Genomic DNA, 16,256 nt, shown 5'->3' with positions numbered 1-16,256 from the left:
ATTCAGCATAATAACGAGACAGTGCTCATCGAGATGGGGGCGATTTTAGGGCATTGCAACTACATCGCAAAGCGCTTTGGCGAAATTAATTCGCTTGCGCTGTAAACTGAGCTTTGCTGTGCTAAGGTGAAGGCGTTACCGCAGATGCAGGTGGTTATTTGGAGCCGGAGGTCGTTCTGAAGCGCTGGTGGTGGGGTCGGCGACAGGCTGGCTGGTTATCTATGTTGATCTTATGCTGGGCTGCAATATGCAGTACCGGCGCTATTGCCTATCACGATTTTAAACGTATTGGTGTGGACGATGGTTTACCCAATGCCACCATTTATAGCGTGGCGCAGGACAGTCAGGGGTATATCTGGCTGACATCCACCAATTCAGGTTTACTCAGGTATGACGGCTACAGTTTTACTGAGTTTCCGCTGTTAAGTCCCTCCGAACATCAACAGACCGGTAATCAGGATGTTGGTGTTTTGCTTATCGATAAAAACAACACTATCTGGGCCGGCACCTGGGGTTATGGCCTGAGCCGTATCGACGGTAGCACAGGTGCTTTAAGCCGTATTGTTGTTAACGAAAATGCCGAAAATGCCGAAAATGCCGAAAATGCCGAAAATGCCGAAAATGCACTTGCCGGTATGCACATTCAAACCCTGATGCAGGATAAACAAGGTTCGATTTGGGTTGGCACTACGCTGGGTCTGAACAAAATTAATCCGGACGGTAGCATGGTGCGGATTGGCGCCCCGCAATCGGCAGCACCCCTGATCCATCAGCGGATTTGGAGTCTGGCACAAACAGCAGACGGTACTATCTGGATTGGCACCGCACAAGGACTGCACAGTTACACCGAAAATACCGGTTTAAGTGGCGCTATGCAGCCATATCCGGCTGCCGCGGCCGACAGTCGCGACAACGAGATCCGTGCTTTAACCAGCAGAAAAAACGAATTGTGGTTAGGGGGGCGCAACGCGTTATTTCGGGTAGAACAGGGCAAATTCCATCCTATCCCTTTTTTCGATGCACAGACCACACCCATCATCAATATTTTACGTTTTGATGATGAAAACAGGTTATTGGTGGGCACTTATAATGGCATGTTCCGGGTTGATCCGGAAAAACAGCAATTTACGCCTTTTCGTGAGCAACAATCCTTATTACCCAATGTAAATGTCAGAAGTATTTTTTTAGACCGCACCGGCGTGTTATGGCTGGGCTCCAGGGAAAGTGGTTTGTATTATGCCCGGCATACCCGTTCCGCTTTTTCGTCTTTAAACAACCTGTTACCCAAACTGGACGCTTCACAGTTTAATTTTACAGTGACCAGCGTTTTTTCCAACGAAGGGCTGATTTGGTTGGGCAGTGCTGATTATTTATATCGTGTCGACAAAAAAACAGAACAAATGCAACGTTATGCCACTGGCGGGCGGGTCAACAGGATCAGAATGGACGCCATGGGCGTGGTGTATGCCGCCACTGATGTAGGTTTGTTCCGGTATGATGCTGCCAAGAACAGATTGGTTGCGGTAAAAACACCATTTACCCTTGCCGGCAGTCCGGATGGCAATATCCGCGATCTGCAGATCCAGCAAGATGGCCAGTTCTGGTTTGGTTTATGGGGGGAAGGGGTGTTGGCCTGGAACCCGGAGTCGGCAAAGGTGACGACTTATCTGAAAAATGAAATGCAACAAAAAGTCGGTGATGCAGTTCAGGCCATTATGCTCAGAGACAATGAACTTTGGGTAGCCAGCCGGTATTCTGGTTTATTGCGCATCAACACCACCACAGGCAAAGAAAACTCAGCTGCTTTACAAGGGCTTCAGCTGCCAACAAGGGATGTACAGTGTGTCGAACCAGGCCCGGCCGGTGCAGTGCTGCTGTGTACATCAAAAGGCCTGATTTTATATCAGCCTGACAAGGCAGAGCAGCAACATTGGCACAGCGGCAATGGTTTACCCAGTGACAATATTGTTGGTGCTTATACCGACAGCCGGCAGAATATCTGGTTGTTGTCGGCAAAAGGTTTAACTTTGCGACCGGCAGGTACAGAACGTTTTATTACCTTTACCCGCCAGGATGGTCTGGTCGCCACTGAGCTGGTGTTTAAGTCGGTTTTTGAAGATAAAACGGGCAGTCTGCTGGTAGGAACCATCAATGGTATGGCGCTGATTGAACCGGATTTGCTTTGGGTAAATGACATAGTGCCACAGGTATCGGTGTCTCATGTGCTGGTCAATAATAAAAACCTGCCGGCCCAGCCGCACACGGCCAATTGGCCTGAAGTGAAACTGACACCAGCAGATAACAGTGTTGAATTTGTGTTTGCCAGTCTGGATTATCATGACGTCAGCCGTAACCAGTTTATGGTGCGGTTACGGGGTTTTGATAAAGACTGGATTTTACATTCAGGCAAACACAGTGCCTATTATTCCAACTTACCCTCCGGCGAATACCTGTTTGAAGTCCGGGGCTCGAATAACCATGGTTTGTTCAGCGAAAGTACTGCGACAGTAAAACTCATAGTGGAACCTCCCTGGTGGCAAAACCGGCCGGTACAAGGCGCTTTGTTATTTTTGCTGCTGATGGTCATGCTGGGTATTCACCAATATCGGCTACGCCATATCAGACAAATCAATAAGTTATTGCAAAACTCTGTGCAGGAAAGATCAAAGGCACAGTTAATTCTGGAAACCAAAGTGGCAGAACGGACCAAGGCTTTGGAAGACAGCTCACTGACTTTGTCATTACGTACCAAACAGCTCGAGAAAAGTTTGCTGGAAATTGCCAAAACCAACAAAGAGCTGACCAGACTCGATAAACTGAAAGATGAATTTATTTCCACAGTGTCACACGAACTCAGAACGCCCCTGACTTCCATTCGTGGCGCTGTTGGTTTAATAGCGCAAAAAGTAGTGCAGCCGGAATCAGAGCCTTATCAGTTGCTGGTGCAGACTGCATTAAATAACTGTGAGCGGTTATCAAATTTGATCAATGACTTACTGGATGTACAGAAATTTGATGCCGGTAAATTTGTGCTGCAACTGAGCGAAGTTGATTTACAGGACGCAGTGCAACAGGCCATTACCGCAATGAAAACCTACAGCGACAAATACCATGTGGCCCTAACAATTAAAACTGACTTGCGGTTTAACCTGGTAGAGAGCAAAACTTTGCCGGATGGTACAAACAAATCAAAATATCTGGTGATGGCTGATCCGCTTCGTATAAGACAGGTACTGGATAACTTATTATCCAACGCCATTAAGTTTTCACATCCCGGCGGCCAGGTGGTGGTGACGCTGTCAGGCAACGGTCAACAGGTGAAAGTGGAAGTCACAGACGAAGGTGTTGGTATTCCTGCCGCTTTTGCCCATAGGGTGTTTGAAAAATTCAGTCAGGCTGACGCTTCGGACAGCAGGGCGAAAGAAGGCACAGGACTTGGTTTAACCATTTGCAAACGTATTATTGAAAGTCATCAGGGGGAAATTGGCTTTCGTAGTGTGGAACAACAAGGTGCGACTTTCTGGTTCAGTTTACCTGCTGTACAGCTAAATAACTAAAGTATCATCTTCTAATACATTGATTTCTAAAGTGTCATTTCATTATCATCATATTGTAATAAATATATCAATGCATAGCTCTTGGTAGAATATGCAGATGCCTTTAGCTTGATTTTCGCCCGGCCGCATTCAGTGATGCGCTGGGCATAACAACTATAAATCAACTATTTAAAGGCACTATGATGATGCAACCAATCCAAAAAATGCTGCCGGTTTTGTTTACCGCCAGCCTGCTTGCTGTCTCTGTTCAACAGGCCATCGCCAGTGAAACAGACGAATTTATGCCGTTAAGCGGTGAAGAAAAACAATACATGATTAAGTTTAAAGCTGGTTCAACCATTCAGGCGTTGGGGCCACAGGCTGACAGCTATTTGTCAGCGGGTGAGCGCAAACAAAAATTCTCCCGCAAAGGTGCCATGACATTGTTACGTCAGGTTCAGGTGCAGGAAGCCAATCACCTGGATGCTTTTAATGTCAGTGTGGCAAAACTGAATGCACAGCAGCTGGAAGCTTTAAAAAACAACCCTTCTGTTGCTTATGTTGAAGAAGATCCAAAACGTTATTTACTTGCTGAATCTGTGCCTTATGGCATCACCATGGTGCAGGCGCCTCAGGTCAGCGACGCGCTGACGACCAATATCAAAGCTTGTATTATCGACACTGGTTATAACTATGGTCACCCGGATTTACCAAGCAGTGGCGTGACAGGTTATGCCTTTAGCGGTCACGGCAGCTGGAGCACAGACGGCAACGGCCATGGTACCCATGTTGCCGGCACTATTGCCGCTATTGGTGGCAACAACATTGGGGTGGTCGGGGTGAATCGTTCAGCCAAACTGGGCTTGCATATCGTGAAGATTTTTAACGACTCTGGCAACTGGACTACAGCGTCTAACCTGATCCAGGCTATTCAAAGCTGTAAAAACGCCGGTGCTTCTGTGGTGAATATGAGTTTGGGTGGCAGCAGTTCAAGTACGACTGAAAACACTGCCATGACCAACTTTTATAACGGTGGCATGTTGTTGGTGGCGGCTGCAGGTAACGCTGGTACCAGTGCATTTTCTTACCCAGCCTCATACAGTGCTGTGATGTCAGTGGCTGCAGTAAACAGCAGTAAAGTGCGTGCCAGTTTTTCACAATACAACAGTCAGGTCGAAATTTCAGGCCCTGGTGTTAGTGTCAACTCTACCTATAAAAACAGTACTTACAGCAGCTTAAGCGGCACCTCCATGGCATCGCCTCATGTAGCAGGTGTTGCTGCTTTGGTCTGGAGCCAACACCGTAACTGCAGCGCGGCTAAAATTCGTGCTGCACTCAATGCAACGGCTGAAGATCGCGGCACAGCAGGTCGTGATACCCAATACGGCTGGGGTATAGTGCGGGCCAAAGCAGCAGTAGATTATCTGAATATCAACCGCTGTTAAATTGTTCTGAAGGATAAAAAACGCCCCATTTTGGGGGCGTTTTTTTGTCTGAAAACTATAGCTGCTTTGCTAAAGCACAAAATAATACACAGAAATAAAATGACAAGTGCTACCTGCCACCACCCACAGATGCCAAATGACGTGGTGAAACTTCAGTGCATGCCATAAATAAAAAATTACCCCAAAGGAATAACATAAACCGCCGGCAAGCAACCACCATAAACCGGCCGCCGGTACATGGGTCAACATGGGGTTAATGGCAATCAGCGCCAGCCAGCCCATCAACAGGTACAGCACCAGACTGGTTTTTTTAAACTTCAGATGGGCGGCAAATTCCAGAATAATACCGGCAAAAGCAATAGCCCACACCACAGCCAATAACCAGAACCCCCAGCTGTCACGCATGCTTATAAGGGTAAATGGCGTATAACTGCCGGCTATCAGCAGGTAAATAGCAGCGTGATCCAGTTTGCGCCACAGGGCTTTTCGCTGTGGATGGCTACTACCGTGATACAAGCTGGAACACAGATACAATAAAAATAAGCTGATACCAAAAGCCAGCGCTGCCAGGGTCACTTGCCAGTCACTGCTTTGCAGACTTTTTTCCAGCAACAACAGGCAACCCACCAGGCTTAACAAGGCCGCCAGGGCGTGACTGATACAATGCAGCAACTCTTCGGTGGGATGATAATCGGCCTTCACTTTGGTCATAACAGGTCCAACAACTAAAAAACTGGACTCATCATACCACTATTCATATGACAGTCTGCAAACCGGACTTTTAAGGTTTGGCGGCATCAGTACATCACAGTTACAATGACGGCGATTTTTTGGAGGTTATGATGTCTTTATTAGTGGTGCTGGGTTATGTCTGGCCTGAGCCAACTTCATCTGCCGCCGGTTGGCGTATGTTGAGTTTGCTTGAATTATACCGGGCACAGGGCTGGCAGATTGTGTTTGCCAGTGCCGCTGAACGGGGCCCGCATCGGGTGGATTTAACCAAACTTGGCATCAGCGAACAGACGATTCACCTCAATTGCAGCAGTTTTGACCAGTGGATAGCCGGTTTACAGCCTGATGTGGTGTTATTTGACCGCTTTATGCTCGAAGAGCAGTTTGGCTGGCGGGTGGAAGCGGCCTGTCCACAAGCGCTGCGGGTACTCGACAGCGAAGACTTGCATTGTTTAAGGGCGGCCCGTCAGCAAGCTTTTAAAGAAAAACGCCCGCTGCAAACCACAGATTTGTATTCAGAACTGGCAATACGGGAAATTGCCGCTATTTTGCGTTGTGATTTAACCCTGACTATTTCTGAATTTGAAATGACTTTGTTGCAGCAGACCTTTCAGGTGCCGGCCAGCCAGCTGGTTTATTGCCCCTTTTTACAGGAATACAGCGGCGAAGCTGCAGTTTTACCAGACTTTGCCGACAGACAACATTTTATATTTATTGGTAATTTTCGCCATGAACCCAACTGGCAGGCAGTGCTTTGGTTGCAACAGATCTGGCCTTTGATCCGCACTCAATTACCCAAAGCCGAACTGCATATTTATGGGGCTTATCCACCACCCAAGGCCACAGCGCTGCACAATGCCAAACAAGGTTTTTTGATGAAAGGCTGGGCTGATGATGCCGCCGCTGTGATGCAATCGGCCCGGGTTTGTCTGGCGCCTTTGCCTTTTGGTGCTGGTCTTAAAGGCAAATTGATTGACGCTATGCAAAATGGTACGCCCAGTGTCACCACCGCTATTGGCAGTGAAGGCATGTGTCTGGATGGGCAATTTGCAGGTTTAGTGGCGGATGGCAATCAGGGCATTGCCGATGCTGCCTGCGTGCTTTATCAGGACGAACAACAATGGCGTTGTGCCCAACAACAAGGGTTTGCCATTCTGGCGCAAAAGTTTAGCAAAAATAAGTTAGAACCCGCGATCTGGCAACAACTTGAAGCTGCCAGAGCGCAGCTTAGCAGTCACAGATCCCAGCTTTTTTTCGGTTTAATGCTCAGACAACAACAATACCGCAGCAGCAAATTTATGGGGCAGTGGATAGAAGCCAAAACCAGGCTGGCAGCACTTGAACAACAGTTATCGGAGGCAGAATGAATCAGCATAAAAAAACCATCAGCAGGGCGGAGTTGCAACAATTGCTGGAAGAGAAGTTAACTGCCAGTCGCATCAAAGACTATTGCCCAAACGGTTTGCAGGTGGAAGGCAAAAACCAAATCAGTAAAGTGGTGACCGGGGTTACCGCTTCACAAAAACTGCTCGATGCCGCAGTTGAGGCTGGGGCCGATGCCATTCTGGTGCATCATGGTTATTTTTGGAAAGGTGAAAGTTACGAAATTACCGGCATGAAAAAACGCCGTTTACAAACATTGCTAACACACGATATCAACCTGCTGGCTTACCATTTGCCGTTAGATGTACAACCCGAGCTTGGCAACAACGCCAGACTGGGTCAGTTGTTTGCTTTGGAAAATGTGCGGCCTCTGACCACAGTTGAACCCCTTGGTGTAGTGATGCTGGGGGATGTGCCTGCAGCCTTGCAACAACGTAACGCTGCCGACTGGGCCGCTGTTGTTGGTACTTTATTACAACGTCAGCCACTGTTGCATGCGGCTGGTGGTGATGCCATTAAAACGCTGGCCTGGTGTAGTGGTGGTGGTCAGGGTTATATCGATGTGGCTTTTGCTGCCGGCGCTGATTTATTTCTCAGTGGTGAAGTGTCAGAACAAACCATTCACAGTGCTGACGAGCTTGGTATTCATTTTATTGCGGCTGGCCATCATGCCACTGAACGTTATGGTATTGAAGCGCTGGGGCACTGGCTGGCGGCCACAACAGGCATTGAGGTTGAGTTTATTGACCTGCACAACCCGGCTTAACATGTTGTTTTTGATTATTCAGGTTGTGGCAAGTCGGTGATGCTGTTTTGTTCTGCTTCAGTTTGGCTCATTTGCCACTGTTGTAATACCAGCCCCAGATATTCGTAATGTACATAACCCAAAGCACTGATGGCGGTGACTGAAGGGATAAAATGACTGGCTTGCAGCTGGTGTGTCGTTCTTCTGATGGTGAAGTCAGTAGGGGCAGCCATGATCTGATGGTTTTTAAACAGCGGATTATGTTGTTGCTGGGCACCGGCAATAGCCTGGCTAACAGACTGCTCGTGATAAAACTGCACCCAGCGCATTGCCCTTGGCATATGCATGGCTGAAGTGACCAGTGCTGTGTTCTCATTGCCCACTGTTGTCAATAAGGTCTGAATTTCCTGCCTGGTATTGTGTGGCAGTTGATGTAAACGGATTTGCCCTGAAGTTACCCCCATTGCCACGGCATAACGGCGGGCCATTTCAGTATGCTCAGTCTGGCGACCTTCAATATGACCACTGAAATGCAATAACGCCTGTGGTTGTTGATGCCAAAGCCTTACAGCTTCGCTGACTCTGGCCAAAGAGCAGGGTTCCAGCTGACTGGTTAAAGGTAAAAAGTCGCTGTCCTGATGGTTACAACCCAGTACCCAGATATGCTGCAGCCGCATTTGAGTTGGCGAAGCGTCAAAAAGCTTGTATTGCAGCTCCAGCGGTGCAGCCAGCTGATCAACCAAAGGTTTGGTGCTGGCACCCCAAAGCAGCAGCAACAACAAAAGGCAACCGCCTTTGGCGGCTCGGGGCCGGAATTGATGTAACATAAGCAGCAAAATAGCCAGCAGCACAAAAATTACCGCTGGTGATGCCAGAATTTTAACGGGAACTTCCATAACACCATGACAAAAAACAAATCGGACCGCAATTTTGACAGCATAGCGGCGAAATTCCAGCAGAATATTTACCAAACCAGTAAAGGCCGGTTGCGCCAGCTGGTGTTACAACGGGATTTATCCGAATGTGCCGCGTTAGCACAACCAACCAGAGTGCTGGATGTGGGCGCAGGTCAGGGCCAACTGGCGTTGTGGCTGGCGTCATTGGGCCATCAGGTGCTGCTGACAGATTTGTCATCCGAAATGTTAGCCATGGCAGAGCAACAAGCAAAAGAGCAGGGGTTACTGCCACAAATCAACATTCAACACATCGGGCTTGCTGAGCTCGTGTCACAAAATAACCAATATCCGGTGGTGCTTTGTCATGCAGTGCTGGAATGGCTGGCCGATGCTGAACAGGCGATAACACAGCTGTGGCAATTGCTTACACCTGGCGGCACCTTGTCGCTGATGTTTTATAACGTTGACGCCAAAAGGTTTTCCAATATTGTGTATGGCAATTTTAACTATGTGCTGCGCGATTTAGCTTACAAAAAAAAGGTCAGTTTAAGCCCACAACATCCGCTGAATCCTTTAGATGTGTTGGGTTGGTGTCAGACACAAGGTTTTGAATTGTTGAGTAAAACCGGCGTGCGTTGTTTTCATGATTATTTACGCGACCGCTCTGAGCAGGAAACAGAATTTGATAAATTGCTGGAAGTAGAACTCAGATACAACAGAGTGGAGCCTTATGCTTCTTTGGGCCGTTATCAACATTTGTTATTAAAAAAACCACTCTGAGCTGACAACTCAAGGAGCCGGAACACCGCCCGACGGGCAACAGTGTTCCGGTGGCCAGCAGCGACATAAAATGCACGCTGTTTATTCAAACAAAGTGTACTCAAACAAAGTTTATTCAATCTACGCTTATCCAAACAACCTTTAGTCAAACTCCACTTTATATAACAAGTCCACTGAAGTATTCACGCTCTGCACAGCCTCCAGATACAACTTTTGCATCAGGCGGTAACGCAAAGTAAATTCACCAAACTGGTTAAAAATCCCCACACCATATTTCACCTGTAACTTTGGCGATAAATAACCACTGACCGTTACTTTTGAGTCGGTGCCACTGCCGGCAGTGTCGAGGCTGAGCTCTTTTAAACCAAAGACTTCACCCAGTTGGCCTACTAATTTGCCGCTGCTGGCTATGCCAATACCAATCAGGCTGGTGGTCATACTTTTATCCGAACTATTGCTGTTTAAATCACGGCCCATCAACAAATAAGCCAAAGCATTGGCCTGAGGTTTGGCCGGAGTGGAAAACACTTCCACCACCGGATTATCTGATAAGCCATTCACTCTTAAACCGGCAATGACACCATCTTCGGTTTTTTCCGGATTGCGGATAGCTTCAATCGCCATTAAAGGCTGATCAGCAGGGCCATTAAAATTCAGTTTGCCTTTACGCAGTTGTAAGTCCTGACCATAAGCGCGGAAAGTCCCGTTTTGTAACGTCACCTGACCATGCACCGTAGGCAAAGCGCCGTTTTGCCGCACACGCAATTCGCCGGCAAGTTTTGTTTTCAGGCCAAAGGCGGCCAGCTGCATATTGTCGCCCAGCACAACCCGTACATCTGAGCTTAAGCGCCAACGCTCTGAGGCAACATAATCCAGATCCTGAGTGTTGATCAGAATTTCATCATCCGACACTTTAGTGGCATTTTGTGGCAGGTCGTCCACTTCAATTTTGCCTTTGGGAATATTCACCAGGCCAGTTAAACGGCCGCCACTGGCATCGGCATTAAAATGTAAATCCGGTGATAAGGTCAGCTCGGTATTGGGCAAACTGACGCTGACGTTTTCTCCTTTGAGTGCCAGTTTGGCAAACCAATGGACGCTGCTTTGCCAGTCGGCGTTGCCGTCCATCCTGAGCCCTCCTTGTGGAGTGTTGAGTTCACCCGCTAACTGGCCCTGATAACCGTTAAAAGTTAGCTTCAGGCTGGCGTTTTGAATATCCATAGGTGCCTGACGGCCGGTCAGTTTTAATTGCTCCAGCTGAATATTACCCTGAAGTTCAGGGTTGTTCAGTTGGCCTGTGGCTTTGACATCGGCGCCAAGCAGCGCCTGAAACTGGCTGTAGTCGTTGAGTAAAGGCCGCAAGAATGCCAGATCCATTTGTTGCAGCTGAAATCTGGCATCTATGGTTTTTTCTTTTTTATCAAGCTGTTGTAATTTCAGCTTAAGTTTTGCTTCACTTTGTGCTGAAAAACCAATGGCCATTTCAGAGCGCAGTTCGTTGTTCTGCAGTTCTGCCTTTAGGGTCAGCTGCTGCCAGGGCACTTCTAATAAGCTGGTGGTCTGATAATTAAACTGACCGGCTTCGCCTTGTAGTTGTAATAGCAAAGTGGGTAATTGTTTTGGCAACCAGCCAAGTTTGAGCTGGCCATCAACACGGCCACTCAGGCTTTGGTTTTGGTCCAGCAATAAACTGAGTGACGCCAAATCAAGTTGATTGACAGTCACGGCAACAGCACCTTGGGTGGCGGATAACGGCTGGTCTGACGTTATGCAAAGACTGGCTTCTTTATCCAGCCAGCACGAAGGGCTAAGCCGCAGCGTTTTTTGCTGTTGTTGCCAGTTACTTTGCATAGGTTCGTCCAGTTGCCAGTCGCCCATATCTGATTTAAAACGGGCTTCCTGCCAGTGCGCCAGCCAGCTGTCTTTTTGGTATTGCCCTGTCATGGCCAGCACGGCTTGCAGCTGATGGCTGTCAATTTGCAAATGGCTTTGATGCTCGGACAAAGTGCCAACCAGCTGCCAATCCAACTGCTGTAGTTGTAAACCAGGCGCCTGCCCATCCTGAGCTTTCAGCGATAAAGAAGAAGGTTGTGCGCCAAGCGCAGCCAGAGTGCCGCTCAGGGTAAAACCAGCCAGCGCATAATCGTCCTGATAATTCAGCTGATTGCCGCTTAAATTGAGCGTCAGGGTTGGTGTTTTTGGCGCACCTGTTACGGCTATCAGGCCCTGCAACTGGCCTTCACTTTGCGCCACACTTTGCGATAAATCAGGCATTTGTAGTGCAATTTGCAGATCCCATTGTTCGGTGAGCACACCCTTTGCCGATAGCTGGTTTGGGCCATGACTCAGCGTAAGCTGTGGTGTTTGTACCGACCAATGCTCAGCATGTTGTTCCAGCTGCAGGCTGCCTTGCAGTTTCAGCGGCAGATCACGTAAATCACCGTTAAGCTGCATTGCCGACAGGTTCAGCCGGATGGCATCTGGCTGCAAACTGGCAGCCAGTGTCAGGTTGCCCGTTAAAATACCGGGATAATCGGCCCAGAATAAACCGGGTTGCAGTTCCTGGAGTGTTATTTCACTTTGTAGTTGTTGTGTGGCCAGATCCAAACTTGCTTTGGCCTTCAGGGCGCCGCCTAAGGTCTGCAGGTCGAATTGCTGCAGTTGCACCCGGGCTGTGGCTGCCTGATAGCGTGCGTCTATATCCAGCCGGCTGCCTGGTAAATCAGGGAACTGTAACTGAGTGCCACCTTTGAGCTGCAGTTCCGCGGTGGAACCCAGCAGGTGAAGCTGCAGGTTCGCCAGACGGTAACTGCGCTGCGTGTTTTCTGCAGCCACTTCAGCGTTGTCACTGGCTTCGGCAGCAACTTCATAATGCAGTGCTTCAGAGCGCAGCTGCAGATCAAATTCCGGCACTTTTTTGCTGAGGTCTAAACTGCCAGTGAGGCTTGCCTGCTGTTCACCACTGAGCTGTTTACCACTGAGCTGGGCGTTCAAAAGCACAGTGTGCAACGGCCCTTGCAGGCTGAGGTCTAGTTGTTGTTCAACTAACCAGGGCTGCTTTAAAAGCTGTAACTGAATATCAACAGAAGCTTTATCTTTGGGTTTGATATCCATCTGGCTTTGCCCTTGTAACAAGGGTTCTGTGGCGTGAAATTCATTCAGTGCCAGTTGCCAGTGCTGATGACTGAGATTGGCGTTCAGGTTGGCTGTTGTCAGTTTCAGCAGGGCTTTTTTGCCTGCAAACAGCTGAATGTCACTGAGCACTAAACTTTTAAGCTTCAGTTGCAGCGGTAATTCTATAGCCGCCAAATCCGGCAGCGCCGGTAGCTGTGGCAATTGCCAGCCCTTTGTTTTTGCTGTTTTTACCGCTTTTGCTGCAGCAGGCAGTTGAACTGTCAGCTGATCAACAACACTGTCGCCCAAATCCAGTTGGTCTTGTTGCCAGCTTAATGCAGTGTGTAACTTGTTCAGTTGCAGCTGCAACTCAGGTTGTTGCAGTATCAGGTTATTCACTGTGAGCCGGTTGATATGCAGCGGGAAGGGCGCATCTGGCATCGTCAGTCTGGTGTTGTTTTCCGTGGTTTTGGCAGCATGTTGTAACTTAAGTTTGGCGCCATCAAGCTGCAGATAATCCAGACACAAGGATTTGCCGCTGAAACAGCGCCAGTCAAGCCTTGCTTGTAAACTCTGGATATTAACTTGGTTGTGTTCATCCCGATACTGAATATCCAGCAGGGTAAAACCACGCCACAGGTCGCCGTTGATGCTGCCAACGGTAAAAGCAGGCACATAATAACCGGCCAGCAAGGCACCGAGTTGCAAGCTTAAATTGGTGCCAAGCAGCGCCAGACTGATTAAAAACAGCGCCAGCAGGCTTAACAAAAAACGTTTCAGCAGATACCAGCTGAACTTCATAATTCAGGCCCAAGGGTAAAGTGAATGCGAAAGTCGGTACCGGGTTTGGCGTCGAGGCCAAAAGCAAAATCAAGCCGCACCGGGCCTATCGGCGATGCCCAGCGAATGCCAGCGCCGACGCCTCTTTGCCAGTCAGGGTTATTGTTCCAGACACTGCCGTAGTCGGTAAAAAGCGCCAGCCACCAGTCGCCTTTCACTCTGTGTTGATATTCCATAGTGGCCACCGCCATATGCAAACCGCCAATATAAAGGCCCTGCGCGTCTTGTGGCGCCACTGTGCGGTATTGATAACCACGCAGGCTGTTATCGCCACCGGCGAAAAAGCGTAATGAAGACGGAATATTTTCGATGCTTTCCTGCAAAATAGTGCCGGCGTCAAAGCGCAGCAGCCAGCGTTTATCAACACTCCAGCTGCCAATTTTGCCGGCTCTGCCGCGTAAACGGATAAAATCGGTGTCGGAGCCCCAGCTTTGGTCGGCAATTTCGGCCGCTATCAGGTAATAATCGGCGTCCTGCGGCATACTGCCGCCGCTGTTGGTGCCCTTACTAAAACTAATGCCCGGCATAAAAAGGTTAGAGGTTGCTGCCTGCGTGCCTTGTAAATAATCTTCATATAACCAGCGCATTGAAACATTACGGTTCCAACCGTTTTTGAGCAGCCAGTTGCGCTCGGCCAGCAGGTTAAATTCCTGACTGACGGTGTCGAGTTTATCGAGGTTTTTATAACCCAGCACAAACTGGTAATAGTCGTTATTGACGTCCCGCAGCGGCATTTTGTAGCGGGTTTCCAGAATTTGCTCCGGATTAGACAAGGCTAAATCTGCACCCAGGCTATGGCCTCTGTCATTAATCCAGGGTTTTTCCCACTTGGCTTTGAGGCGGCCATGTACGTCGGTTTCATAACCGACACCGGCCTCCACACTGTTTTTCAGTGCAGGCGTCAGTTCGATGCGAAGCGGCAACTCACCGTTTTTCCGGTTTTCAACGTCGGCTTCCAGGTTAATGCTGCCAAACCAGTTGGTGGTGGCAAGCGATTGATTTAGCTCGCCAAGCAGTCGGGCAGAGTAGTGGTCGCCTTTGCGGAATTTTAATAACGACTTTAAGCGGGCTTTTTTTATTTGCGCACCATGAAAACTGATGTCACCAAATTTATACCTTTGGCCAGAATCAAAATACAGCCTTACTGTGCCGCGCCTGTCGCCTGGTTTGACATAAAGTTCAGAGCGGATAAATTTGGCGTCAAAAAAGCCTTTGCGGTTGGCAAGGCTCATTAACTCGCTTTTATAATTTTCATATTTGCCATGGTGCAAACGTTCGCCTTTTTTTGGCGCAGCGTTTTTTAAAAGTTGCAAAAACTGGGTGTCATTGGCGGCACCACCATAAATACGTAAATCGTTGGTTTGAATATACACATATTTATTGGCATTAATTTTGGCTTTGAGCACATAATCTTTGCCGTCTTTTTCATCAATAAAATCAACAACAACCTGATAATACCCCAGGCCTCTGAGCGCTTTTTTAATATCGCGGCTGACACGGTTTTTAAAACGGGCCGAAGTGTTAATTTCTGCTGCAGCAATAGACGACAGATAAAGCTCAATGTTTTCTTTACGCTCACCTGTGACGCCAATCAGTTCAATACGATTGGCTGCAGCAGCAGTGGCCGCGGTGAACAACAGCCACAACAGCAGGCAAAAGATAAATACAGAGCCCTGACTGAAACCGCGAATGACCAAACTCCTTGTCTGAAAAAAAGTAAAAGCTGCTGGCAGGCAATCAGCGTTCTGGTTCTGAGTAAAAGTGCTGGTAAAAGTTCAGCAGTAACAAGATAACTGGCTGATTTTTCAGCAGTGCAGGCGCTTTCCTGGCGGCATGCACTGCAAAACAACCTTTTAGTCAGCAAGCGCTGCCGTGTTTTCGGTTTTATCTGCCGGAGCATCGGCATTATCAGCAGTTAACAAAGGCTCAGTGCTGCCAATTTGTTCACAAAGGATCCAGTCTTTTTCATCCACCCAGTTTTGTGCGCCATTTTTTACCGTGCGAATAGGCACTATATAACGGCAGCTGGTTTGTGGTTTGACTGAGGCAAAAATTGGCACAAAACCAAAATTCAGCGCTGTTTCAATCAATGCCTGCTGGTTATGCGGGTCAATGTCGGCCGCTTCGTCAATATAAATAGGAATACGGTATTTACCGCGTTCCCGTTCAGCCAATAACTGCCGGATAAACAACATGCCACACAATAACTTAATGGTAATACGGGTACCGTTGGAGCCGGCTGAATCTATTTTGTCAAAATATTCCACTTCACCGGCGCGGTTGACCACTTTAAAGCGGATATCAAATAAATCAGACAAAGTCAGGCCCGATTTTTCGCTGGCGGCCTGAATAAGATAATCTTTGGCAGCGTTAATTTCGCGCTCGTCTGTGGTGACACCCGGTGCTAATAAATCCAGGGTATCGCCTTGCTGATAAGCGTCCGATGTGGTCAGGATAGTGTCGATATGACCGACCAGCAGTTTGCGGTCGACAATCTCAATTTTAAAATCCTGCAAATTGGAAATCTGATGACGCCAGATCCCGCGGTTAAAACTATTGAGCTCGCGATGCAGACGTTCTAAGTCTGATCTTAAACCCTTCAGCGTTGACGCCACTTCGGTTAATGCCACTCTGGCGCGGCGTTCAATAGCTTCACGCTCTTTATCCAGATGGTGAAAAGCCTGGATCAGCTTCTGGTATTTGGCATCTTCATCAGTTTCGGCTTCAAATTTGCTGATGCCGGTATTAAAAATAAACAAATAGGTATTTTTAATATTGATATCCA

At 48.2% G+C, this 16,256-nt stretch carries 9 protein-coding genes and 1 pseudogene; 5 read left to right on the top strand and 5 right to left on the bottom strand.

Annotated features, from left to right (window positions below; genetic code table 11):
- Nucleotides 1-221 precede the first annotated feature (221 nt).
- Nucleotides 222-3,557, top strand: coding sequence for a sensor histidine kinase (locus RCH83_RS17405; RefSeq protein ID WP_306524111.1), 3,336 nt, complete (start codon nt 222-224; stop codon nt 3,555-3,557).
- A 182-nt stretch (nt 3,558-3,739) separates the two neighbouring features.
- Nucleotides 3,740-4,981 (top strand): S8 family peptidase, encoded by a 1,242-nt coding sequence (locus RCH83_RS17400; RefSeq protein WP_306524109.1) that lies wholly within the window; start codon nt 3,740-3,742, stop codon nt 4,979-4,981.
- A gap of 69 nt (nt 4,982-5,050) precedes the next feature.
- Here the strand turns inward: RCH83_RS17400 and RCH83_RS17395 are convergent, their stop codons facing one another.
- Nucleotides 5,051-5,692 (bottom strand): hemolysin III family protein, encoded by a 642-nt coding sequence (locus RCH83_RS17395; RefSeq protein WP_306524107.1) that lies wholly within the window; start codon nt 5,690-5,692, stop codon nt 5,051-5,053.
- Between the two features lie 131 nt (nt 5,693-5,823).
- Here RCH83_RS17395 and RCH83_RS17390 point away from each other — a divergent pair, with 131 nt between their 5' ends.
- Both RCH83_RS17390 and RCH83_RS17385 read left to right on the top strand, forming a co-directional pair.
- The gene (locus RCH83_RS17390; RefSeq protein ID WP_306524105.1) at nt 5,824-7,080 is read left to right on the top strand and encodes a glycosyltransferase; all 1,257 of its coding nucleotides are present in this window, start codon (nt 5,824-5,826) and stop codon (nt 7,078-7,080) included.
- Nucleotides 7,077-7,862: a Nif3-like dinuclear metal center hexameric protein gene (locus tag RCH83_RS17385; protein WP_373689819.1), complete on the top strand. Its 786-nt coding sequence runs from the start codon at nt 7,077-7,079 to the stop codon at nt 7,860-7,862. Before RCH83_RS17390 ends, RCH83_RS17385 begins: the two co-directional genes overlap by 4 nt.
- Before the next feature lie 14 nt (nt 7,863-7,876).
- Here RCH83_RS17385 and RCH83_RS17380 read toward each other — a convergent pair whose 3' ends face one another.
- A complete protein-coding gene (locus RCH83_RS17380) occupies nt 7,877-8,623 on the bottom strand; it encodes a YdcF family protein (protein WP_306524103.1) in 747 nt (248 codons plus the stop codon).
- Between the two features lie 120 nt (nt 8,624-8,743).
- Between RCH83_RS17380 and RCH83_RS17375 the strand changes: the two genes are divergently transcribed.
- Nucleotides 8,744-9,517, top strand: a complete 774-nt coding sequence (locus RCH83_RS17375) for a methyltransferase domain-containing protein (protein ID WP_306524101.1) — start codon at nt 8,744-8,746, stop codon at nt 9,515-9,517.
- A gap of 141 nt (nt 9,518-9,658) precedes the next feature.
- Here RCH83_RS17375 and RCH83_RS17370 read toward each other — a convergent pair whose 3' ends face one another.
- From RCH83_RS17370 to RCH83_RS17360, 3 genes and pseudogenes are all read right to left on the bottom strand, one after another.
- The gene (locus tag RCH83_RS17370; RefSeq protein WP_306524099.1) at nt 9,659-13,432 is read right to left on the bottom strand and encodes a translocation/assembly module TamB domain-containing protein; all 3,774 of its coding nucleotides are present in this window, start codon (nt 13,430-13,432) and stop codon (nt 9,659-9,661) included.
- Nucleotides 13,429-15,168: an autotransporter assembly complex family protein gene (locus RCH83_RS17365; protein ID WP_306524097.1), complete on the bottom strand. Its 1,740-nt coding sequence runs from the start codon at nt 15,166-15,168 to the stop codon at nt 13,429-13,431. The genes RCH83_RS17370 and RCH83_RS17365 overlap by 4 nt, the downstream gene beginning before the upstream one ends.
- Before the next feature lie 156 nt (nt 15,169-15,324).
- Nucleotides 15,325-16,256 (bottom strand): annotated as a pseudogene (locus tag RCH83_RS17360) (ATPase); the annotation flags it as partial.

The organism is Rheinheimera sp., from assembly GCF_030824435.1.
Lineage (GTDB): Bacteria > Pseudomonadota > Gammaproteobacteria > Enterobacterales > Alteromonadaceae > Pararheinheimera.
Note: the sequence above shows the minus strand (reverse complement) of the source record. Positions and strands in the feature narration are given on the sequence as shown.